Origin of the sequence: Pseudoalteromonas sp. OANN1 (assembly GCF_024124685.1) — a bacterium.
GTDB lineage: Bacteria > Pseudomonadota > Gammaproteobacteria > Enterobacterales > Alteromonadaceae > Pseudoalteromonas > Pseudoalteromonas piscicida.
In genome coordinates, this window is sequence record NZ_JAMXSE010000004.1 from 187,169 (window position 1) to 209,048 (window position 21,880).

Sequence of the window (21,880 nt, forward strand, 5' to 3'; positions counted from 1 at the left end):
CTTTACTAGGGTAACTGGCTAGAATGCGTTTATTACTGATCATTTTCAGCATAATTCTGTTTTCTAGTTTCGCCTATGCAGATCAGACTGTGTTGAAATTGACGCAGCCTTGGCAATATCAAAATTTACATCACGTTGGAAAGGCTTATGAGGCAAGTTCCAGTACAAGGTTTCCTCAAAGCTGGGATGAGTTGAGTGCATGGGAATCTATTCATGCGCCACTAAAGAAGAGAGCGCTGTTTTCTGGTCGTTATTTCTTGGTGACTAAAGTCAGAAATGAGACGCCGTTGAATGAATTTGTGCTCTATCCATACAATACGGTATTGAGCAAAATTGAGTCGAGGATATATACACCAGAGACGGTCTTGCGAGTTTTTTCAGGGGGCAAGGTCGAAAATGAATTTGCATTTCATTATGGTAACCAAGTCACGTTAGAACCAAACCAAGATTATTATATCGTTACGCTCTTCGAGAGTGATTTCTTTTACACCCCGGTAAAGTTGACCATTGAGCCTCTGAGAGACTTTCAGCAGGAGGTGGTCTATGAAAACCTTATCATGACGCTTTGTTTTGGTGTAGGCATTGTTCTTGGGCTTTATAACTTATTAATCTACATCGGCTCTAAAGATATCACTCATTTTTATTACGCATTATTTACTTGCGTGTGGGTATTTGCGTGGAGCCATTTCTTTCATATTCCCGACGAGCTATTCGGGTTTTACTCTGCAAACTTACATTGGTTAGGTTTTGCGCTTGCGCCATTAACCAACGCGTTATTTTATATCCATCTTTTAAAACTCAAGGATGTTCATCCAAACTATGTGTCGATTTCTATCTGGCTCGGAGTGATAGCAGCGCTTGGACTACCGTTTTGTATTCTTTTCCCAGGTTTTGGCTTTATTTGGGCAACATTGGTAACGGGATTAGCGCTCTGTTTCGGACTATTTGTCGGTATTAAGCGCTGGGTTGAGGGCTTTAAGCCAGCTCGCTATTTTGTGATGGCATATATCGCAATGGCGATCCCCAATATGGTGGGCAATTTAACTAACTTAAGTTTGCTGCCAGAATCGTCGAGTAACTTATATCTTTACGGTTTAATAGGTACTGCGCTTGATGCATTACTGTTGGCTTTCGCGGTTGCGGACAAATTTAGAATTACCAGTGAAGAAAATATAGAACTAAACAAAAACCTTGAAGCAAAGGTGTTAAAACGTACTTATGAGTTAGAGCAGGTGGCCTCAGAGCTTAGAGATGCTAGTGAGGCAAAAAGTCGATTTTTGGCGAACATGAGCCATGAAATAAGAACACCAATGACGTCAATTATTGGTTATGCCGATGGCATTATGCTCGGAGATATTAAGCCGCATGAGCGTAATCACGCAATCTCCGTTATTTTACAAAACTCGCGCCATGTACTTGGACTAATTAATGACATTTTGGATATGTCTAAAATTGAGGCTAATAAACTAGAAGTTGAGTTGGTGGAGTCAAACCTTTTTCAAGCAATTGCGCATGTCGATTCGTTATTGGGTAAGCAAATTAGAGATAAAGGGCTTGAGTTTGCATTGAATTATCACTTTCCACTGCCTGATTTTGTGGTTATTGATCCCACTCGATTGCGGCAGATATTACTAAATCTCACATCTAACGCAATGAAGTTCACGACGGTTGGTAAAATCTCGATTGATGTGGCGTGTCAAAACGAGCGCCTTATGATCACGGTACGAGATACCGGGATAGGAATGACAGCGGATGAGCAAAAAGAATTATTCAGTGCGTTTTATCAAGCCGACTCTTCCACATCAAGGAAATATGGTGGGACAGGGCTTGGACTAAATATTTCCAAAAGCTTAGCGAGGAAGTTAGATGGTGATATTTCGGTAGAAAGTGAGGTAGGTTCAGGTACTGCCTTTACTCTTACTGTTGGCCTATATACCACCGAGAAAACAAAGTGGGTGCAAAGTCTCGCTCAAATTGGCGATGTTCGTGAACAAGGCACAATACCTGATGAAATAAATCAAGAGCTTAAAGGTGAAGTGTTATTAGCTGAAGATAACACAGACAATAGTAAGCTTATTAAGCGTATTTTAGAGCGTATGGGCTTATCTGTGACGGCGGTTGAAAATGGTCAGCTAGCGGTACAGGCGGTACTAGATGGTGATTTCGATTTGATATTAATGGATATTCAAATGCCGGTAATGGATGGTGAGCAGGCGTTTAGCTTTATTCAGGCCACTGGCTGTAGCACACCTGTGATTGCATTAACTGCCAACACCATGCAGCATGAAATTGAGCGTTATTTAAAACTTGGATTTAGTGATCATCTCGCAAAACCTATCGATAGAGTCGTATTCAGTCAAAAAATAGCCTATTATTTGGATATCCAAGTCGATGAGGAAGTTGATCTGCCTGAAGCCGAGTTTTATCAGTTAAAGCAACAGTATATTTCTGGGCTGCATGAGCAAATCATTCAGATCAAGAATCAAGCTAAGTATCAGGATTACGATGCGTTAGCAAAAACAGTTCACGCGATTAAAGGCACTGCTGCGATGTTTGATTGTATTGATATTCATAAAATCGCAAACGAGTTGGATGTTAAGCTGAAGAATAAGCAACTCGAGTGTGTGGAAGTGCAGCTAACTGAATTACTTGGCGCAATGACAGCCGCTATTGAGTCAGAAAAGCAGCAAACCAAACAAGCTTAGTTTTCTACGCCTTATAAATATTTATAGCGGATAGAGTGGTCGTTCAAGGATGCTATAAAACACTTTATCTTAATGGCTGCAGACTATAGATTTGAGTCTTACTTAAGTTAGGGAAATCCTTCCGCTGCTTATAGTTAGCATATAGATTGGAAAATATGGTAGTTTTGGATAGTTTATCTAGGCTTGCAATAAATAAACGTCCACTGTTTCTGTCTCCCGATATTACACTGCCTTTACAGCACTGCTGAAATGAGGAAATAAGCGTTCTGATAGTATTCTTGTTGCCCATATCCTGTAGTGCAATTTCTGCTTCTATAAAGAATGCAACTCCACTCCAATAGACTCTTTGTTGCGCGTTTAATGACCACATATGTTCGCTCACTCTTTTAAGTGCCCCTTTATTCATTAGCGTATTTTTTGCGCCTCGGCTGAGCCCTGAGATTAATCTTGTACGAAACTCTCCAACATTAAAAATATCGTTCTCTAGCATAATGACATTTTGTAAATAGGTAGCAAGTCCTTCTGCAAGCCAGAAATCTGTGTGGTCAAGCAAAGGATGATAAAGGTGAGCAATTTCATGGTACAAGGTCCAATCTTTAATCAGCACTCGGCTTGAGGTAAATCGTTTGATTTGGAGTAGAATAGCATCGGGTTTGCCACGCTGAACCGTGCCCCATGGCATTGGCTCAGATGCGAATAAGCTCGGTTCAATAATAAATGGAAGTGTTTGCTGTTGCAGTGCTCCCAAGGAAGACTCTGTTGCTTCAACACCGCGTTCTAGCCAAGTTTCTACATGTTGTCGATCACTGCTATTTATCCAGCCCTTATATTCGATTTCAATTTCGGTTGCCTGTGTAGCGACAATTAAATTGAACGACAGTATTAGCATTAATAATTTCATTATTTTCTCTACAAAGGTTACTTCGTAAATAGACCTGAGAACGCATCATTTCATTCTTGATATTGAGATTATCTCAACTGACCTCGTTGGATGATTATGTAAAACTGAATAAAACAACGTTAAAAGGAAATAAGATGAAAGTCACCGCACTTAGTTTATTGTTATTGAGTCCTGTTGCTTTGGCAAACCCACTTTTAGGTACTTGGGAGTTTGTTGAGGGAAAATATGCCACCACAGATGGCATTGTATCAGCGAAAGCGCCGAGCTTGACGTCGATAAAGTTAATTACTGAGGCTCACCACAGCTACATTACGCAAAGCGAAGGAAAGTTTAAATACGCTGGTGGGGGGAGTTACAAAATAGAGGGAGATAGATTTATCGAAACCTATGAATATGGAAATGTTACTACTTTACTCGGTCGAACGATGTCATTCAGCTACAAGATTGATGGTAATTTATGGCATCATGAACTGTATGAAGATGGTAAGTTTGTCGAGAAGGAAGTATGGAAAAAAGTTCAGTGATCCCAAAGAAGATGCGTTATATCAGTCACGCATCTTCTCAGCTTCAAATCCAATATACCGAAACACCAGCATTGAGTGCAAAGCAAGTGCTAATCAAAGTGCATGCATTTGGGGTTAATAGAGCAGACATTTTGCAAAAACAGGGGAAATATCCTGCGCCAGAAGGCGATAGTGAGATTTTGGGTCTGGAAGTGTCTGGAACGATAGTTCAAGTAGCGTCTCCTGAGCTTGAACATTTACTTGGTGATCAAGTGTTCTGTTTAACCTCTGGCGGTGGCTATGCTGAGTACGTGGTTGCACAAAGTGAATTACTCATGCCGTTAACCGAAGGCTTGTCGTTGAGCTATGCGGCAGGCTTAGCTGAAGTATATCTTACGGCCTATGATGCGATTGTACGAACAGGGCAGCTAAATTCTAATGGGATTTTACTATGCCATGGTGGCGCTTCGGGTGTTGGCAGTGCTGCCATAAGGATTGCAAAAAGGCTTGGTGCAACGGTCATTACTACCCAAAGTAGCAAGGAAAAGGCCGAGTACGCAAAGTCTCTGGGTGCAGATCACACGATTAATTATTTAGACAGTGACTTTGCTGAAGAAATGAAAAAACTTGGTTTGAAAGCAAATGTCATTCTTGATCCAGTTGGCGGTGAATACCTCAGAGCGAACCTAAGAGTTGCAGCAATGGATTGTCACTGTGTGATGCTCGCAATGCTAGGCGGAAGATATACAGAGCTAGACTTTGCCAAGTTACTCGCGAAAAGATTTAACTTGCATGGAAGTACGTTAAGAAATCGCTCCTTGAGCTATAAAAAGGAATTAGTGAAAGATTTTCTGAATGAGTTTGGCTCGGACCTGTCGGATCAGACGATGAAGATACCAATATATAAGGAGTTATATTGGGGTGAAATTGAGCAAGCCCACGATATTCTCGAACACAACCAGAATCTCGGGAAGGTGATAGTTAGAGTTAGTTGACTGTTTATTTATACAGTTGCTATTCTATCACTTCTTAGTGATTCGAGGAGTGAATATTTTGACGTTCAAAATTGAAGAGAAAGTACCTTGCCCAGAGGAATATTGTGATTTGCGAATAGCCGCTGGATTATCTGCAAAATCTCTAGAAGCAGCCACAAGGGGACTGCCTAACTCATTATATGGGGTTGCAATTCGACATAACGAACAACTTGTGGCAATGGGCCGGGTGGTTGGAGACGGAGGTTGCAATTTTGAAGTTGTCGATGTTGCCGTCAATCCACTTTATCAGGGGCAGGGATTAGGGCGTACAGTAATGGAATATATTGATGGTTACTTAGCAGCAAATGTTTTGCCGGGCTCTTATGTTTCAATGACTGCGGACGAGCCTGCTTTTTATGAAAAACTGGGTTACCGCCTTGTATCTCCAGCGAGTCAAGGAATGACAAAGAAGTTCACAGTAGACCCCATTAAAAGCACTAACATTTGAATTCTCAACTTTTTTCTTGGCTGATAAGAAATAGCGAAAGGTGTTACTTCTAGGTATAGATAACTTTTGACGGGGTACAACCGAGTGGATCCGAATTATCGACTCTTGGCGCGGGTTATAGAGAGTAGGTAGTGCTTTTTCTTTATTTGAATTAGATCTAAGGTTGGTACAACCGAGTGGATTCGAACCACCGACCCCTACCATGTCAAGGTAGTGCTCTAACCAACTGAGCTACGGTTGTATTATAAGATTTGGTACGACCGAGTGGATTCGAACCACCGACCCCTACCATGTCAAGGTAGTGCTCTAACCAACTGAGCTACGGTCGTACAATAACATTTTCTTATTAATTGTTTTCAGGTCTGTGCCTGTCAACGCGTTGTAATATATAGTGACTCAGCTAACGGATCAAGCGGCTTTCAGTAATTTTTTGATTGTTTGCCTTTTTTTTGTTCATACTGGAGGGATTTCACACAGCTCGTAAAATTTTTGCCACCATTTTACGTGTGCTTTCGCAGAATCTTTAAGGTTATCCAAGTGTTGTTGAAGCGTGAGCGGATCGGCAAGGTTATTATTTTGATACAACAGGTGGATAGGTTGCCAGGCCGTGATCAACTCTTCCATAGAAAGAGAGAGCATCGCCTGATAAGGCTGAAGAACGGATAAATAATATTTGTTGAAGATATTGTTTATGATCTGTGCCTGCTTTTTATTTTTGCCACTTTTGCAAATGTCATCTCTTAGCCTAAGTTTTTGTAATTGGCTTGTAGTCGCATTATTCAGTTGAGTCTGTTTACGAACGCTCGTCACTAAAGATGAGATAAATCGCTGAGAAAGCACCTTTAAAGCGGGTGTGAGTGTGGCAGGGTTGAGATTTTCTGGCGTATTCATGTTTATTGCCAGCTCTGCGAGCTCGTTAACTGCCTCTAGCATGTTGCTGTGGGCTGCTGGCAGCTCCAGTGGTACTTCTTCAGCGATTAACAAGCTCAAACTTGCCAACTCTCTTTCAAATGTCATCATATGAAGCAAGTAACGTGAAAGCTGCTGTTTCTTTTCCTGTGCGGCTTGAGTTAACGTTTGTTTCAGCTCATCGCTCGTTTTTGGGTGCTGAATGCAGTGAGGCGCTTGCTGAATAAATAAGATGCTATATTTCAAGCGCTCGCTTGGGTAACTTACTTTCCCTAATTGATTATTGTGCGCAGCGATGAGATTTGTGACTTTGCAGTGTCCAGCGGTCGCGATGTCTAACATAGAGATAGTTAGCTCACTTGTCGGCAATGGTACTTTTTGTACCTCCGGATTGTAAAGTGGTGCTGGGAGTACCACCTCTATGTCAGTTGCGCTCGCCAAACGTTGTTGATATTCAACAGCAATATCGCTCGGCTGCTTGCTGCAGCCGGCCAAAGTAAAAAGTAATAGCGTACTAGCTATTCGCTTGATTAATCTCAAATTTCACCCGTTTGTTTACGCATGTCACCAATAATACTGCCGCCGTACTCAAGCCAATAATAATACCAATCCAAAAGCCTTGAGGACCCATTGCAGGCGTTATTAAATCGGTCTTTGCTAATACATAGCCTAATGAAAACCCAATTAGCCAATATGATACAAAGGTAACCCAAGATATTGGTTTAGTATATTTGAGTCCCCTTAACACACCATTTGCTGAGACTTGTAATGCATCGGGTAATTGATACAAACAAGCCAGCACCATAATGCTGGTTGCAAGAGCGGCTACTTCAGTATTGTTTGTATAGAGCCAAACAATCTGATCTCTTCCTATATACGTAATGAGTGCGACAAATAGTGCAATTAAGGTAGCCAAAAGAAACGCGGTATTTACTGAAAGTTTAAGTTGGTCTAAGGCTCCTTGTCCAGTTAGATTACCGATCCGTATTGCAATAGCCATCGACAAACTCAATGGCATCATAAACAGCATAGTAGTGACGCTGGCAGCAATTTGGTGACCAGATACGGAAATAGGACCTAGATCTGCAATAAATAAAGGAATACAAGCAAATAGCGTAACTTCAAAGAAGGTTGCCAATGCAATTGGAAAGCCAAGTGCAGCAACATATTTCATCATAGATAGACTTGGCTTGGTAAAACCGCTGATGAGGGCCTTTCCATCTATGTGTTTACTCTTCAAGCTATACACCCACTGTGCAATTGCCATTGACCAAAGCACGATAGATGTAGCGAGGCCACAGCCCGCACTACCAAGCGCTGGCGCGCCAAACTTACCATAGATGAAAATATAGTTAGCAACGACATTGATACAAAGACCAACAATACTGATGTAAAAAGCAGGCTTTGTTTGGCCAACCCCTTCGGTGACATTGCGGTATACCGTAAAGATCAAAAAGCCCAATAGACCCCATTTTACAAAATCAATATAGCCTTGAGCGAGGGTCTGAACATTCTCACTTGCCCCGATATTTGAAAAAACCATAGAAGTAAAGTTCGCTAAAACCAAACCAACGGTAAAAAGCGCTAAAGCAAGATACAAGCTTTGCTGGAAAAATCGTTTGATCCCAGCAGTGTCATTAGCACCATGGCAATGTGCAACAATACTCGTAAGTGCAAGTAAGATCCCTTGTAAACTAAAAATCAAAGGGTTCCAAACTCCCGTAGCAATAGAAAGAGCAGCTAAGTCCTCAGCACTGACTTGACCTGCCATCATCGTATCAACGACGGTCATTAAGACTAACGTAACTTGAGCGAGAAAAACGGGGATCGCAAGTTGAAGCAAGCGTCTGGCTTCCCAAGTTGAAAAATTCATGGTGAGATACTACTTAAGGCGTAAAAGCGTTAGTTTATTTTAGTGCTTTGTTTTTAGCAAAATTTTGCGGCTAGCAGTCGCAACTATTTTTATCTAGTTGGATATTCTATACAAATTAAGTACATCTCTTAGTGCGATTTCGCTACAATCTCAAGGATAAATTAAGAGGGTAGATATGTTTACAGGAATTGTTCAAACAAAAGCGACGGTGGTGTCGGCGAAGCAGGTCGATAATATTTTAAAATTAGTTATTTCTGTTGGTGCTGAATACCTCGATAAGCTGACCTTGGGGGCGAGCATTGCAATTAATGGATGCTGCCTAACGGTGGTGCACTTCGAACAGCCAGAAAATGATGTGGTAGGGCAAGTTTGCTTTGATGTGATTGATGAAACATTGAGACTCACTAATCTAGGTGAAGTACAAAGAGGGTCGCAAGTTAACTTTGAACGCTCAATGACGTTTGGGACAGAACTCGGCGGACATATAATTTCAGGCCATATTCAAACAAGCGCGAAGATCAGTGAAATACATCGCAACGAAGGCAACTGTAGGATGCATATAGCCTTGCCAGAAGCCTGGCATAAATATGTTATGTATAAAGGCTTTATCGCGATAAACGGTGCGAGTCTGACAGTGGGGGAGCTTGATCATGCAGGATTTTGGTTACACCTAATACCTGAAACGCTGGCACTTACCAATTTAGGTACGATGTGCGTGGGAGATACTGTAAATATAGAGGTTGACCAACAAACCTACACGATTATTAATACCGTGGAAAACTACATGAAGAAGCAAACTTTATTGAAGCACAGCTAGTACTTTGCCCGAGTAATACCCTTTACGTCTATCCTGAGATACAAAAAGTACAGGCTGAGGTTGCGCCAACATGATAAGCAGCTCGCAAATGAGCTGCCCTTTATATAGTACTTCTTCTTTGGTTAAAACACTTGTTCGTCGTCGCTATCAACCCTAAGCTCAAGCTTATTGTGCAGTTGGTCTAAGTGCATATTTAGGTGTATTGGATTGCAACAAGCAGCACAGTCTTCGTAGTAGTCCTGATCGCCTTCACTTGTATCAAGATTGACAAAAATATGATGTCCACAATGAGGACATTCAATACGTTGTTGATATAGGCTTTTCATTGGCCCTCCACCTGAATTGGCCAAACTAAATACCCTTTAACTATAGCGCATTGTGACGAAAATATGGCAGTTATTTGAGCAGGGCTTGCACTTGTTCAGCCGCGTCCCGTATGTACTTGCCAGCAAACAAGTTTGCTTGCACTAAAAGAGGATATAAGCGATAAATGTCTGATCGCTCAGGTGCATTTTCTGCAAGTGGATAGATAGACTCGTAACCACGATAGAAGTCATCTGGTAGCGGAGCGAATAACGAAGCCATCGCAATATCAACTTCTCTATCACCATAATAGCAAGCTGGGGAAAATAGCACGGGTTTTTGATGGCTAAAGCCAATGTTACCATGCCAAAAATTACCGTGAACCAAGGACGGTTGAACTTGGTGCGGAAGGAGTGGCTTAAGCTGCTCCACAAATGTATCAATATCAGTGAGGATAATCCCTTTTTCAGCAAGCAGTTGCAGTTGCCAACCGATTCTTTCCTCAGCAAAAAAAACTTCCCATTTTTTGTGCCATTGATTTGGTTGCGGCAGCTCATGAATATAATTATCTTCTTCTAGGCCGTACATTTCCTGTTCATGACGTTGGTGCATTTTAGCAAGGCTTTGACCGCACTCAAGCCAGTTTTCATTGCGATGATCTAGTTCTAACCATTCCAGCACAATAAAGCAGAACTCAACACTCGTACCTAGGGTAATTGTATCGGCCACGAGGAAATCAGAGTCGCGAATGAGCTTTTCACGATTAGATGCTTCACATTCAAATCGCTCTAAAGCCTGAATTGGGGCTACTTTGACCAAAAATTGATGGGTATCGTCTGCAATCTTATAAAGTTTTTTAGACCCATAACTTTTTAAGGTTTGTTTTGAAGTAAACTCAAAAGCGTCATGGAGAGATTCTGAGATTTGTTGGTTGACTTTGTTCCACATAAGTTAGATCCAACATATTCACTTACTCTAAAATATGGTTGAAATTCTCAAGATCACAAATACTTGAGGCCTTTTTCTAAAAAAAATAAAATATCGCGTCTGTCATTTTATCCAAGGGAAGTACATTGAATAAAAATATCATCACCAATTTACTCGCGGTACTGCTAACAGGTACTGGCTTCGCACTAGAAAACGACGTGATGTTTTCGGTTGGATTGTTTGCATTATCTGGTGCACTGACGAATTGGTTAGCGGTACATATGTTATTTGAGAAAGTGCCTTTCCTCTATGGTTCAGGGATTATTACGCTTAAGTTCGAATCGTTTAAAGCGTCGATTCGAGAGCTCATTTTGAGCGAGTTCTTTAGTAGAGAAAAACTAGAAAAATTTCTCGGCAAGGAGCATCCAAAGTTTGACTTGGCGCCGATAGCCAATAAAGTCGATTTAAATCCAGCGTTTGACCGTTTGTTAAGTGTCATTGAAGCGTCGCAATTTGGTGCGATGCTGCAGATGTTTGGTGGGACTGAAGCTGTACAACCGCTGCGAGAGCCATTTATTGAGAAAATGCGATTAGCAATAGTTGAGCTCAGTGAACAGCCTGAGTTTGATGCTGCAATTAGTGAGTCGCTCAGTAACGGTCTACTCGGTGATGATTTACATCAAACCATTGAAAAAGCGGTGGATGATCGACTCAATGAACTAACGCCGAAAATGGTAAAGGAGATTGTACAAAATATGATTAAGACTCACTTGGGTTGGTTAGTTGTGTGGGGAGGCGTCTTTGGTGGTCTATTTGGGTTATTGGCTACAGTTGTGTAGCTAAGCTGAGAAAAAGGCGCAGTCAGGGATTGCTACGCCTTGCTTTCTTGTTTACAAACATGTCGACATGACTACTTAGATCCTGAGACAAAAATGGTCTTTTTATCTAGTTTAGCGATGTCTTTAATACTGGTTTCTACTTTATTGTCTACACCAAGGAAGTCAGCAGCTTTATTAAACCCGTAGGTTGCTGCAAATTTGCCGACTGGCATATCATTGCAATGTAGTTTTTCTTCTACAACACGTTTTTTTAGGTGGTTCTCTTTAATGGTGTGGAACAAGTGAATCTTATTGTCTTTGACTACCGACATACAAACTTTAGTCGCTTTACTATTATCCGCAGCAACAAAGTCTGCAGCAGATGCGGTACCTGCGATCAGAAGCGAGGTTGCACATACTAAATTGAACAGTTTCATGGTTAGCTCCTTGGCTATCTCTAGGACACGTTCTTAGTATTACTAAAGTTGCCGCAGAATGCTGTAAATCAAGTAATTCCGAATGTAATAGAGTATGTCAAATGTGTGCAGGCTTTCTATCTATCGGTAAAGTAATAAATTATTTTGTTTCTAAAGATACAAATAGCAAAAACTTTTTTCACTATAAAATACCATTATCGATAATTTAACACTTCATTCTTAGATTTACTTCCTCTTTGTTACTTATGACTCTTGATGTGTCAAAACGTGTCAATATTGACGCTCATTTACATTCCGTTGTGGCAACTAAGGCTTTTCGAAATTACTCACTGATGACAACATGCGTTATAATGTCCGGACGTTCGTCGTAATTACTTGTCACTAAAACTCATAATTGCGTAAAGTGCGATGGCATGAGTTAAAGTCACAAAAAAACAATAGAGATGACAAAAATGTATAAATTTGCTCCCTCCATAGTCGTAGCTGGCATTGCCGCAGCTTTGATGGGCTGTCAGGATAACGGCCCACAAAAAGAAAAAGTTACCATAGAGAAAAACCCGTACCCAAGTACTTACAAGCCTGTACCTTCTCAATCAACCCTAATCACTAATGCTACCGTTCTTACCGGAACGGGTGAAAAGATAGAACAAGGTGATGTCTTTATTGTTGATGGTAAAATCAAGCAAGTTGGTAAAGACCTATCTGTCACGGCAGATATTACCATTGATGCTGAAGGTAAATGGGTAACACCTGGCATTATCGATGTACATTCTCATTTAGGGGCTTACCCCAGCCCAAGTGTAGAATCGCACAGCGATGGCAATGAAATGATTAACCCTAATACTTCTCAGGTATGGGTAGAGCATTCTGTATGGCCGCAAGACCCGGGCTTTAACCGAGCTAGAGAAGGTGGGATCACCACGCTACAAATCTTACCTGGCTCTGCAAACCTATTTGGTGGTCGTGGTGTTACCTTAAAGAATGTACCGGCACCAACGATGCAAGCAATGAAATTCCCAGAAGCGCCATATGGGTTAAAAATGGCATGTGGTGAGAATCCAAAGCGTGTATATGGCTCCAAAGGTGTCGCCCCTTATACTCGTATGGGTAACATGGCAGGATACCGTGAAGCTTGGATTGAAGCTGGTGAATATAGGCGCGCGTGGGAACAATACGAAGCCGAGTATGCTGCTGGATTGAATCCGGATGCCCCAAAACGTGATATCAAGTTCGATACGCTTCGTGGTGTGCTAGATGGTGAAATCTTGATCCATAACCATTGTTATAAAGCGGAAGAAATGGCAATGATGATCGACTTGTCTAAAGAGTTTGGTTATCACGCAGGGACGTTCCACCACGGAATTGAAGCATACAAGATTGCAGATCTATTAGGTGAAAACGGTAACTGTGCTGCGCTTTGGCCAGATTGGTGGGGCTTTAAGATGGAAGCCTATGATATGGTTCAGGAAAACGTTGCAATTGTTGATGCAGTGAAAAACTCATGTGCAATTGTTCACTCGGATTCAGATACCACAATCCAACGCTTGAATCATGAAGCCGCAAAAGTGATGAACACGGCTAACCAGTCTGGCTTTAACATTAACGAGCAGCATGCAATTAAGTGGATCACCTCGAACGCTGCTAAGTCGTTAGGCATTCAGGATAAAACTGGATCGCTAGAGCAAGGTAAACAAGCCGATGTAGTAATTTGGAACACCAACCCGTTCAGCGTCTACTCTCGTGCAGAGCAGGTCTTTGTAGATGGTGGTAAAGTCTATGATCGTCACGATGAAAAATATCAAGCGGTTAGTGATTTTATGTTAGGTCAAAAGTAAGGAGTTGATGAGATGAAAACCATGAAATTAACCATGATCACTAGCGCACTGCTAGCTCACTCTGTTGCTTTTGCCAATGTTACTGCAATTACTAATGCAACGATCCATACCGCGACAGATGCTGGCGTGCTTGAAGGCGCGACCTTAGTTATCGAGAACGGTAAAATAAAAGCGATTAACCCAGATAACGTCACTGCTGATGTAACGATTGACGCCAGCGGTAAGGTTGTCACTCCAGGCTTTATCGGCTCAATGAACCAACTTGGTTTAGTTGAAGTTGGTGCTGTTGCTGCTTCTCGTGATGCTGGTGATGACGATGCCGGCGTAGACTTTGACGCAAGCACCGCATTTAATCCACGTAGTAGCTTAATTGCCTATGCAAGAAAAGGCGGTGTAACGCAAAACTTTGTCGCACCTTGGGGTGGTAAAAGTGAGTTTGCAGGGCTTGGTTTTGTTGTTGACTTATCTGGTGAATTTAACAGTGTGACCGACAAGCAAACAGCGTTAATTATTCACCTGGGTGCCAAAAGCAAAGGGTCTCGTGCAAAAGCGTTAGATAACGTTGTTAAAAAGCTTGAAGCACAGCAAGAAAAGCTTGCTAAGAAAGACAAAAAAGACGAGGGAAAACCAAGTTCAGAAGAACAAGTGTTAACTCAAGTGCTTGCGGGTGATATGCCTGTGATTGCGACGCTTTCAAGAGCGTCGGATATTCTTGAAGCGATTAAGCTAAAAGAAAAGTTTGGTTTAGATCTGATTCTTCAGGGGGCAGATGATGCGGTAGTGGTTGCTGAGCAATTAGCTGAGGCGAAAGTACCTGTTATTTTGAGTGCAGTATCAAACCTACCAGCTAGCTTTGACTCAATGCATGCAAGTCTAGATAACGCAGGTAAGCTTGAAAAAGCGGGTGTCAATGTCATCCTGTCAATTGGTGGTGACGGTAGTCATAACGTCTACCAGCTACGCTTTGATGCGGGTATTGCTGTAGCAAATGGCATGAGTCATGAAGGCGCACTTAAGGCGGTTACCGCTAACCCTGCGAAAGCACTGGGTATTGATGGCGGTGTAATTGAAGCTGGTAAACGTGCAGACATCGTAATGTGGAGTGCGGATCCTTTCGAATTCAGCACCACAATCGATAAAATCTGGATCAATGGTGAGGAAGTGTCTACTGAATCACGCCACGATAAGCTAAGAGACAGATATACGACAGATTCTGATATGCCTAGAGCGTATACGAAGTAATGTTTTTAAATTAGGGCCTCATTTGAGGCCTTTTTTAATTCGGTTTGTCCCGTCCTAAATAACCTGAGATTTGGGTAAGGAATGAGCTAACTAATTGTTCTTAAACTTAATGAAATTATTTCCTTATCTAGCCAGAGAGTTTTAGGGATAACTCCGCTCTCGCGTCCTGCTACCGCCCAGGTACCTACATCCTAGTAGGCAAGACGAATTTACGCACCAATAAGCTGGCTATTGGAAGTGAATTCAACGCAGTTAGCGCTAAAACTGGCTGCTAGAAAGGCATTAATTATCCGAAGTTCAGGTTAAATACACTTGGCGGGTTTTGGCAATCCTGCTATTTTTGTTGCTTGTTTGGCTGGGCCTTTTGGAAATAACTTATATAAATAGATGCTATTACCTTTATCCTCGCCTAGTGCTTTAGCCATTGCCTTTACCAGCATGCGGATCGCAGGGCTGGTGTTGTATTCGAGATAAAAATTTCTCACAAACTCAATGACTTCCCAATGTGAATCTGAAAGCTCAATGTTTTCTTCCGCGGCTAGAAGTGGTGCTAAATCTTTAGTCCATTGAGTATGATCTAGCAAATAGCCTTGTTTATCTGTCTCGATAGTTTGGTTGTTAAATTCTAGCATGATGATTACCAAGTAATTGAATTGTTCATAGTAATGGTCAGCTCAACCCAATCTTTGTCAGAAATAAGCTTTACTCCGGCTTCTGGGACAATGCTTCTGGCACTGGCGCAGGTTTGCAGCATCACCACATTTGCATCTCCAGCTGAGATACGCGTTTGCCCAAAGCAGCCATCATTACACAATAAAATTGTGTCTTGATGGGATACAAACTGCAGCTGATCGCATGCTTCAATACTAGAAATAATATGTAGCGTACTCATAGTGTCACCACAAAGTCATGTTGTTTGATTAACGCAAGGATTTCATGTTGATTTTTGATTTCAGTAGCAACTGCAAGGGAGTGTGGCGATATGTTAAACTCCTCCATCGCTGACTGACAGGCATAAACCCGCTCGACATCATAAATTTCCAGAGTTTTTAATTGCTTAAACATATCTTTTAAACCCAGTAGTGGAGCATTGAGGGTTTTCTGGAGCGATAGCACAGCAGAACCGGTAAAAAGCCAACTTACTTGTTGATCAATCGCTGCATAGATTAGTGCGACATCGAGCGCTTCTTTCAGGCTATTTTGGTCAAATGGACTGGTTTGAGAAATAATTAACACGTTTTTACTCATTTAAACTGCATCCACTTATCAGACTTACTCGAGATCATGGCAAACTCCGCAAGGCCTGCAACGGTGAAAGGGCTAACGTCTTCGATGCTAACGCCGCGCTTTTCCGCAGCGGTGACACACAGCAACAGAGGGATCCCTTTATCTTTGATGCGTTGCCAAATCGCGTTGACTTGCAATTCGTCGGAAGCGTGTACGATATTTTGACTAGCGTGATAAACACCATCTTGGTATAGAAAGATACACGCGATTTGATGGTCACTTTTAATAGCGGCATCGACATACCGTTCTAGTATAGTTAACTTTGACTGTGCAGCTACGCCAAAGTGCACTGATATGGCTATTTGACTCAAATTTTACTCATAAAAAAGCCCCGTAATGGGGCTTATTTTATCAGAAATTCTGAGTTAGTCATCCGACGCGCCTAAAAGGGCAAGGATACTGGTAAATAAGTTATAAATACTTAAATACAAGCTCACAGTTGCAAGCACGTAGTTTGTCTCGCCGCCGTTGATAATTCGGCTTGTATCATAAAGGATAAAGCCAGACATTAATAACACGACTGCCGCATTAATTGCCATAAACGCGATGCTCGATCCAATGAACAAGTTTACTAGGCTTGAGATAATAACGACGATTAAACCAACCGTTAAAAAGCCGCCCATAAACGAAAAGTCTTTTTTCGTGGTTAGTGCATAAGCTGATAAACCGAAGAAAATTAACGCTGTTGTGCCAAGAGCTTGTGCTATCAACATGCCACCATTTGGTAGTGCAGCATAGTGATTAAGCATAGGCCCAAGGCCGAAACCTAAAATACCAGTAAATAAGAATACAAGACCGATAGCAGAAGATGAGTTTGCTTTTTTACCGATAACAAATAGCAAACCAAATGCAACTAATGAACAAACAATACCGGTAAACGCTGGTAATGCCATTGTCATTGAAATTGCGGCTGTTACTGCACTGAACGCTAAAGTCATTGCCAATAGGAAGTAAGTGTTTTTCAACACTTTGTTTGTTTCCATTGTCGACATGACAGGTTTTGCAGTGTTGTATGAATGATTGAATGCCATGATTCAAGCTCCTTAATAAAACATGCTGATCCCAAAAATAACTGAGATAAGAGTATCAATTGTTATATGTTGGGGCAATGATTTCTGGATCAATATCTGTCGTTAATTGGGTCTCTACGGTAATTGTTACTCAATACGTAAGACTTTGAATATTTTCAAAAGTTCGCTGAAATATCAAAAACACGCATAATTTTGGCTGGTTCTTAGACGATTGAGCCAAATTTTACGCAAACGATCAAATAATTGAAAAAAAAGCTTCACAAGCGCATGGGGATTCTCTATTATTCGCCCCGCTGCGGAGAGATGGCTGAGTGGTTGAAAGCACCGGTCTTGAAAACCGGCATACGTTAATAGCGTATCTAGGGTTCAAATCCCTATCTCTCCGCCACTTATTTTAGATTCATGCTTGAAAGCGTGGATTATAGGTTTTGGAGAGATGGCTGAGTGGTTGAAAGCACCGGTCTTGAAAACCGGCATACGTTAATAGCGTATCTAGGGTTCAAATCCCTATCTCTCCGCCACATTTAAAGCCCTCATATTTGAGGGCTTTTTTGTTTCTGATATCAGAAATCTCCCATCTTGCGATTTCACCGATATACTCTCGATAAAAATACCTATTAGACCAAAGTCGGCTAGTGCCGAGGCACTGCTTGCACAATACTCAATAGTGTTGAATGAATAATAAGTGTAGAGAGTGTTGAATATGAAACAAGTTGGCAAAGGGGTTGGGTTCTCTTTATTATCACCGTTAATTGTGGGCGGTGTGCTTGGGATTTACTACAGCTTTACACTCGGTCGCAGTGAGATGTTCTTTAACTTACTACTCAGCGCAATTTCTAACGCATACATCGTTGGTCTTGCAATGTGTCTATTCGTTGTTCCCGGATATATCCTTATGTTTAGGTACAACAAGGTGCAATATGGTGGTTTGTTAACACTAGGCTTACTTGGTGGTGCGGTATTTAGCTATCTTTTCGCTGCACAATCGGGTGTCGGTTTTATTGTTAACGCCTTAATGTCAATGCTCGCCGCGGGGCTATTCTTGTTTGGTTTACGGGCAGGTCATCGTAAAACTGAGTGATAATTAACCGAGCAGTGTCAGTTTTACAGATAATTAATACTTTTTCAGTCGAAAAGGTTTTAATTATTTCTCCGAAAGAGTACCTTTAGCTTTTGTCGTTCAATTCGTGAATTTGATGGTAATGCAAAAGCAAGACTTTTATCAGACTTTAGTTAAACAAGCTCAAGGGCTAATCAGTGGTGAACACAATGTGATTGCCAATATGGCAAACTTGAGTGCGCTTTTATTTACAACTCTTGAAGATATCAACTGGGCAGGCTTTTATCTTATGGATAGCGCTGAAGAGTTGGTTCTTGGGCCATTCCAAGGCAACCCTGCCTGCATTCGAATTCCTGTTGGTAAAGGGGTGTGTGGTACAGCTGCTGCAACTTGTGAAACGCAATTGGTTGAGGATGTTCATGCGTTTGCTGGCCACATTGCTTGCGATGCAGCATCAAATTCAGAAATTGTGATCCCTGTTTTTAAAGATAATAAAGTGATTGCCGTGCTAGACATTGACAGTCCTAGTCTGGCAAGATTTGACGAGCAGGATAAGATCGGATTAGAAGCGTTAGTTAAAGCGTTTGAGGAAACGCTTTAATGAAAGATATGCTTCAGGTACAAGATTATTTGTTTTCCTACGCCGATGTTGGTGATTGGGAAGGCGAAGAAGAAGTTGTTGCAGAACGCTTAAATGAACTTATTCATCACGCATGGGATTTGCTTCCCGAAGATTTAGACTGTGACACAATAGATAGGCTCATAGAAGGTATTTGGGAACATCTTCGCGGTGATTTAGCGCTTCTTGAAGCAGATATAGAAGAGCTAATTGACTGGGTTACACACTATATAAACTCGTCGCTCGATGAGCAGATGTAATTAATAGGTTTAAAAATGGAAACCACAAACAAGCTAAAAGACACAAATGAAGTATTAGACTTCTTATTTTCAGAATTTCCTAACTGCTTCAAGCAAAAGGAAGGGATTAAGCCATTAAAGGTTGGTATTTTCAAAGATATCGCTGAGCGTATTGAGGGGTCTGACAAAGTCAGTAAAACTCAAGTTCGTCAAGCACTTCGTAAATACACTTCAAACTGGCGTTATCTCGAAGCAGTCACGAAGAACGAGTTTCGTGTAGACCTAGACGGCAATCAAGCAGAAAAGGTTGAACAAGAGCACGTTGAACACGCAGAAAAAGCATTGGCCGAGAGCCGTGCAAAAATGGCTAAGCGTAAAAAGCCACAGCGTCCAAACAATCGCGATGGCGAAACAAAATCTTACAAAAAGAAACCTCACTCTAGGGATCGTCAAGACCAAAAACGCCCTAAAATGAGTAATAAACCTGCTGAAGTTAAACCAAAGCGCAGTGGTAAAGTTGAACCTTTACCGGCTGAACAGGTCAAGGTTAATAACAAAGTTAAAGTTAAACTTGGTCAAGCGCTTGTAAACGCTACTATCACTGAAGTCAAAAATGATGAAGTGCACGTAGAGCTTGTAACAGGAATGCAAGTTAAAACTAAAGCAGATAGCCTATATATCCAGTAAGGAGTTGTATATGAGTAAAAAGTTACCACTCATTTCCCTAGTCGCCGCGTTCGTATCGAGTGTTACTTTAGCCTCAACAAGCACAGTCACTATTAAGGACTTGCCGGTTCTTAAACCTGAAGCGCAACACACAACGGCTAGTAAACGAGTGACTAACCTATTTACTCGACAACACTACAAACGCTTCAGTTTTGATGACAGCTTATCGGATAAAATTTTCGATAGGTACGTAGAAGCCATCGACTTTAATAAGTCTTTGCTTCTACAGTCGGATATCGATAGTTTTCAACAATATCGTAAGCAATTTGATGATGCATTGATCTCAGGAAAACTGGGTTTTGCTTATGATATGTTTAATCTAAGCATGAAGCGTCGCTTTGAGCGCTATGATTTTGCCATTGGCTTACTCGACAAAGAAATGAACTTTGACAAAAAAGATGAGTTCATTTTTGATAGAGAAGAGCAAAGTTATGCAACCGCGACAAGCGAACTTGACGAATATTGGCGCCAGCGCGTTAAATCTGATGCGTTGCGCTTAAAATTGACTGGCAAAAATTGGGAAGAGACCAAAGAAGTCCTTACCAAGCGCTACAAAAACGCGCAAAAACGCCTAGTTCAAACGAACAGTGAAGATGCATTTCAAGTAATCATGAATGCGTTCGCACGTAGTATTGAAGCGCACACTTCCTATCTCTCGCCACGCCGAGCTGAACAGTTCAAAATGGATATGGACTTAGAGCTGGAAGGTATTGGTGCGGTATTAAGTTACGATGAAGATTACACTGTGATCCGGAGTTTAGTTCCAGGCGGCCCTGCGGACAAAACCGAAAAGCTTAAGCCGGACGACAAAATCATCGGCGTAGCACAAGATGATAAAGAATTTGTAGACGTTATCGGCTGGCGTTTAGATGATGTGGTCGATCTCATCAAAGGCCCTAAGGGAACCAAGGTTCGACTTCAATACCTTAAAGGTACTGATAGTCACGGTACGCCCAAAGTCGTTGAAATTGTTCGTGACAAAGTAAAATTGGAAGACCGCGCAGTTAAGTCTTCTGTCTTTGAAGCCAAATATTCTGAGCTACAAAGCAAAATAGGCGTGATAGAAATCCCGAGTTTTTACAATAATCTTTCTCAAGATGTAAAAACTGAAATCGCCAAACTTAAAGAAGCCAAAGTAGATGGGGTTATCATTGACCTTCGCCAAAATGGTGGTGGCTCGCTTTACGAAGCGACCCAGCTATCCGGTTTATTCTTTGACCAAGGTCCAGTTGTTCAGATCCATACCGCTTATAACCGTGTTGAAAGTCAACAAGATAGAGATGGCATTACCTTCTACGATGGACCTTTGACCGTTTTAGTTGACCGCTACAGTGCGTCGGCATCTGAGATTTTTGCTGCCGCGATGCAGGATTATGGTCGAGCAGTGGTGATTGGTGAGCAAACCTTTGGTAAAGGCACCGTGCAACAACATCGTGGCCTCGGTAAAAACTACGATTTATTCGAAAATCCTTTGGGAAGTGTAACCTACACTATTGCGAAGTTTTACCGTATTGATGGTGGCAGTACACAACATAAAGGCGTGATCCCTGATATCTTGCTACCGTCGGCAATCAATCCTGAAGAGTGGGGAGAGAGCCAAGAAGATAATGCACTGCCTTGGGATAGTATTGTTCGTGCAAAATATGCGAGTCTAGATAACTTGTCGCCAACTATTCAATACTTGAGTAAGCGCCATGATGAGCGAGTAAAAGTAGAGCCAGAATTCGAATATATTTATAAAGATATTGAAGAATACAAAGCGCGCAAAGATGATAAGGCGATTTCATTAGTTGAAGCCGAGCGTATCAAGGAGCGTGAAGAACGCGATGATCTGGTATTAAAACGCACTAATGAAAGGTTGAAACGTCTCGGTTTAGAGCCGGTTAAAGATTTGGATGATGCACCAGAGGTTATTTCGGAGTTAGACCCTTACCTTGAAGAGGCTGCGCTTATCACGCAGGACCTAATTTCATACGGGCGGATAGCCAAAAACGAAGTTAATAAATAATAAAAGGCGCTTCAAGCGCCTTTTATTATGCCTTTTACACTTACTTTTACTTTACAAATTTTGTTATCATCTGCCAGATTTTCTAAGCTGATACTCTTTTGAGGCTTTTTGAGAATGGTGCGTGGCTCGACCACTGGCAACCTAGCTACTCAAAACGG

At 41.6% G+C, this 21,880-nt stretch carries 24 protein-coding genes and 4 tRNA genes; 15 read left to right on the forward strand and 13 right to left on the reverse strand.

What is annotated here, in order from left to right:
- Nucleotides 1–23 precede the first annotated feature (23 nt).
- Nucleotides 24–2,705: an ATP-binding protein gene (locus NH462_RS05630; protein ID WP_010371600.1), complete on the forward strand. Its 2,682-nt coding sequence runs from the start codon at nucleotides 24–26 to the stop codon at nucleotides 2,703–2,705.
- A 64-nt stretch (nucleotides 2,706–2,769) separates the two neighbouring features.
- Here NH462_RS05630 and NH462_RS05635 read toward each other — a convergent pair whose 3' ends face one another.
- Nucleotides 2,770–3,606, reverse strand: a complete 837-nt coding sequence (locus tag NH462_RS05635; protein ID WP_253104745.1) for a hypothetical protein — start codon at nucleotides 3,604–3,606, stop codon at nucleotides 2,770–2,772.
- A 134-nt stretch (nucleotides 3,607–3,740) separates the two neighbouring features.
- On the opposite strand from NH462_RS05635, the gene NH462_RS05640 reads away from it, so the two are divergent.
- Genes NH462_RS05640 through NH462_RS05650 form a run of 3 tightly spaced genes read left to right on the forward strand, consistent with a single transcriptional unit; the run spans nucleotide 3,741 to nucleotide 5,591 of the window.
- On the forward strand, nucleotides 3,741–4,130 hold the full coding sequence (locus NH462_RS05640; RefSeq protein ID WP_010371595.1) for a hypothetical protein: 390 nt from the start codon (nucleotides 3,741–3,743) through the stop codon (nucleotides 4,128–4,130).
- On the forward strand, nucleotides 4,112–5,104 hold the full coding sequence (locus tag NH462_RS05645; protein ID WP_010371593.1) for an NAD(P)H-quinone oxidoreductase: 993 nt from the start codon (nucleotides 4,112–4,114) through the stop codon (nucleotides 5,102–5,104). Before NH462_RS05640 ends, NH462_RS05645 begins: the two co-directional genes overlap by 19 nt.
- A gap of 58 nt (nucleotides 5,105–5,162) precedes the next feature.
- Nucleotides 5,163–5,591: a GNAT family N-acetyltransferase gene (locus tag NH462_RS05650; RefSeq protein ID WP_253104747.1), complete on the forward strand. Its 429-nt coding sequence runs from the start codon at nucleotides 5,163–5,165 to the stop codon at nucleotides 5,589–5,591.
- A gap of 164 nt (nucleotides 5,592–5,755) precedes the next feature.
- On the opposite strand, the gene NH462_RS05655 is transcribed toward NH462_RS05650, so the two are convergent.
- The 4 genes from NH462_RS05655 to NH462_RS05670 form a co-directional block, all read right to left on the reverse strand.
- Nucleotides 5,756–5,832 (reverse strand) — tRNA-Val (locus tag NH462_RS05655).
- 11 nt (nucleotides 5,833–5,843) lie between these two features.
- A tRNA-Val gene (locus tag NH462_RS05660) sits at nucleotides 5,844–5,920 on the reverse strand.
- A 124-nt stretch (nucleotides 5,921–6,044) separates the two neighbouring features.
- Nucleotides 6,045–7,040 carry a DUF3080 family protein gene (locus NH462_RS05665; protein WP_253104749.1) on the reverse strand — a complete coding sequence of 332 codons (996 nt, stop codon included), beginning with the start codon at nucleotides 7,038–7,040 and terminating at the stop codon, nucleotides 6,045–6,047.
- A complete protein-coding gene (locus tag NH462_RS05670; protein ID WP_010371587.1) occupies nucleotides 7,015–8,373 on the reverse strand; it encodes an MATE family efflux transporter in 1,359 nt (452 codons plus the stop codon). The genes NH462_RS05665 and NH462_RS05670 overlap by 26 nt, the downstream gene beginning before the upstream one ends.
- A 175-nt stretch (nucleotides 8,374–8,548) precedes the next feature.
- Between NH462_RS05670 and NH462_RS05675 the strand changes: the two genes are divergently transcribed.
- A complete protein-coding gene (locus NH462_RS05675; protein WP_253104752.1) occupies nucleotides 8,549–9,190 on the forward strand; it encodes a riboflavin synthase subunit alpha in 642 nt (213 codons plus the stop codon).
- A 122-nt stretch (nucleotides 9,191–9,312) separates the two neighbouring features.
- On the opposite strand, the gene NH462_RS05680 is transcribed toward NH462_RS05675, so the two are convergent.
- Together NH462_RS05680 and NH462_RS05685 are read right to left on the reverse strand one after the other, a co-directional pair.
- Nucleotides 9,313–9,516, reverse strand: a complete 204-nt coding sequence (locus NH462_RS05680; protein WP_010371584.1) for a CPXCG motif-containing cysteine-rich protein — start codon at nucleotides 9,514–9,516, stop codon at nucleotides 9,313–9,315.
- A 70-nt stretch (nucleotides 9,517–9,586) separates the two neighbouring features.
- Nucleotides 9,587–10,441, reverse strand: coding sequence for a fructosamine kinase family protein (locus NH462_RS05685; protein ID WP_253104755.1), 855 nt, complete (start codon nucleotides 10,439–10,441; stop codon nucleotides 9,587–9,589).
- A 125-nt stretch (nucleotides 10,442–10,566) separates the two neighbouring features.
- Here NH462_RS05685 and NH462_RS05690 point away from each other — a divergent pair, with 125 nt between their 5' ends.
- The gene (locus NH462_RS05690) at nucleotides 10,567–11,259 is read left to right on the forward strand and encodes a DUF445 domain-containing protein (protein WP_253104758.1); all 693 of its coding nucleotides are present in this window, start codon (nucleotides 10,567–10,569) and stop codon (nucleotides 11,257–11,259) included.
- 71 nt (nucleotides 11,260–11,330) lie between these two features.
- Here the strand turns inward: NH462_RS05690 and NH462_RS05695 are convergent, their stop codons facing one another.
- Nucleotides 11,331–11,675 carry a DUF3718 domain-containing protein gene (locus NH462_RS05695; RefSeq protein ID WP_253104761.1) on the reverse strand — a complete coding sequence of 115 codons (345 nt, stop codon included), beginning with the start codon at nucleotides 11,673–11,675 and terminating at the stop codon, nucleotides 11,331–11,333.
- 452 nt (nucleotides 11,676–12,127) lie between these two features.
- Here NH462_RS05695 and NH462_RS05700 point away from each other — a divergent pair, with 452 nt between their 5' ends.
- Nucleotides 12,128–13,510, forward strand: coding sequence for an amidohydrolase (locus tag NH462_RS05700; protein ID WP_253104764.1), 1,383 nt, complete (start codon nucleotides 12,128–12,130; stop codon nucleotides 13,508–13,510).
- A 12-nt stretch (nucleotides 13,511–13,522) separates the two neighbouring features.
- On the forward strand, nucleotides 13,523–14,752 hold the full coding sequence (locus tag NH462_RS05705; protein WP_253104766.1) for an amidohydrolase family protein: 1,230 nt from the start codon (nucleotides 13,523–13,525) through the stop codon (nucleotides 14,750–14,752).
- Between the two features lie 302 nt (nucleotides 14,753–15,054).
- On the opposite strand, the gene NH462_RS05710 is transcribed toward NH462_RS05705, so the two are convergent.
- The 5 genes from NH462_RS05710 to NH462_RS05730 are packed head-to-tail and all read right to left on the reverse strand — an operon-like array spanning nucleotide 15,055 to nucleotide 17,070.
- Nucleotides 15,055–15,384: a TusE/DsrC/DsvC family sulfur relay protein gene (locus NH462_RS05710; RefSeq protein WP_010371575.1), complete on the reverse strand. Its 330-nt coding sequence runs from the start codon at nucleotides 15,382–15,384 to the stop codon at nucleotides 15,055–15,057.
- Between the two features lie 5 nt (nucleotides 15,385–15,389).
- Entirely contained in the window at nucleotides 15,390–15,644 is a 255-nt protein-coding gene (locus NH462_RS05715; RefSeq protein ID WP_010371573.1) for a hypothetical protein, read from the reverse strand.
- Entirely contained in the window at nucleotides 15,641–16,000 is a 360-nt protein-coding gene (locus tag NH462_RS05720) for a DsrE family protein (protein WP_010371570.1), read from the reverse strand. The genes NH462_RS05715 and NH462_RS05720 overlap by 4 nt, the downstream gene beginning before the upstream one ends.
- Nucleotides 15,997–16,350 (reverse strand): sulfurtransferase complex subunit TusD, encoded by a 354-nt coding sequence (gene tusD / locus NH462_RS05725; RefSeq protein WP_019647356.1) that lies wholly within the window; start codon nucleotides 16,348–16,350, stop codon nucleotides 15,997–15,999. The genes NH462_RS05720 and tusD overlap by 4 nt, the downstream gene beginning before the upstream one ends.
- Before the next feature lie 54 nt (nucleotides 16,351–16,404).
- The gene (locus NH462_RS05730; protein ID WP_010604622.1) at nucleotides 16,405–17,070 is read right to left on the reverse strand and encodes a Bax inhibitor-1/YccA family protein; all 666 of its coding nucleotides are present in this window, start codon (nucleotides 17,068–17,070) and stop codon (nucleotides 16,405–16,407) included.
- Nucleotides 17,071–17,367: 297 nt separating this feature from the next.
- Between NH462_RS05730 and NH462_RS05735 the strand changes: the two genes are divergently transcribed.
- From NH462_RS05735 to prc, 7 genes are all read left to right on the forward strand, one after another.
- Nucleotides 17,368–17,458, forward strand: a tRNA-Ser gene (locus NH462_RS05735).
- 42 nt (nucleotides 17,459–17,500) lie between these two features.
- A tRNA-Ser gene (locus NH462_RS05740) sits at nucleotides 17,501–17,591 on the forward strand.
- 182 nt (nucleotides 17,592–17,773) lie between these two features.
- Nucleotides 17,774–18,151: a hypothetical protein gene (locus NH462_RS05745; protein ID WP_010371562.1), complete on the forward strand. Its 378-nt coding sequence runs from the start codon at nucleotides 17,774–17,776 to the stop codon at nucleotides 18,149–18,151.
- 121 nt (nucleotides 18,152–18,272) lie between these two features.
- Nucleotides 18,273–18,731 carry a GAF domain-containing protein gene (locus tag NH462_RS05750; RefSeq protein WP_010371559.1) on the forward strand — a complete coding sequence of 153 codons (459 nt, stop codon included), beginning with the start codon at nucleotides 18,273–18,275 and terminating at the stop codon, nucleotides 18,729–18,731.
- Nucleotides 18,731–19,009: a hypothetical protein gene (locus NH462_RS05755; RefSeq protein ID WP_010371557.1), complete on the forward strand. Its 279-nt coding sequence runs from the start codon at nucleotides 18,731–18,733 to the stop codon at nucleotides 19,007–19,009. The genes NH462_RS05750 and NH462_RS05755 overlap by 1 nt, the downstream gene beginning before the upstream one ends.
- Before the next feature lie 15 nt (nucleotides 19,010–19,024).
- A complete protein-coding gene (gene proQ / locus NH462_RS05760; protein WP_010604625.1) occupies nucleotides 19,025–19,675 on the forward strand; it encodes an RNA chaperone ProQ in 651 nt (216 codons plus the stop codon).
- Between the two features lie 10 nt (nucleotides 19,676–19,685).
- Complete coding sequence (prc, locus tag NH462_RS05765; RefSeq protein WP_253104770.1) at nucleotides 19,686–21,722, forward strand: carboxy terminal-processing peptidase; 2,037 nt, start codon at nucleotides 19,686–19,688, stop codon at nucleotides 21,720–21,722.
- The last annotated feature ends 158 nt before the right edge of the window (nucleotides 21,723–21,880 follow it).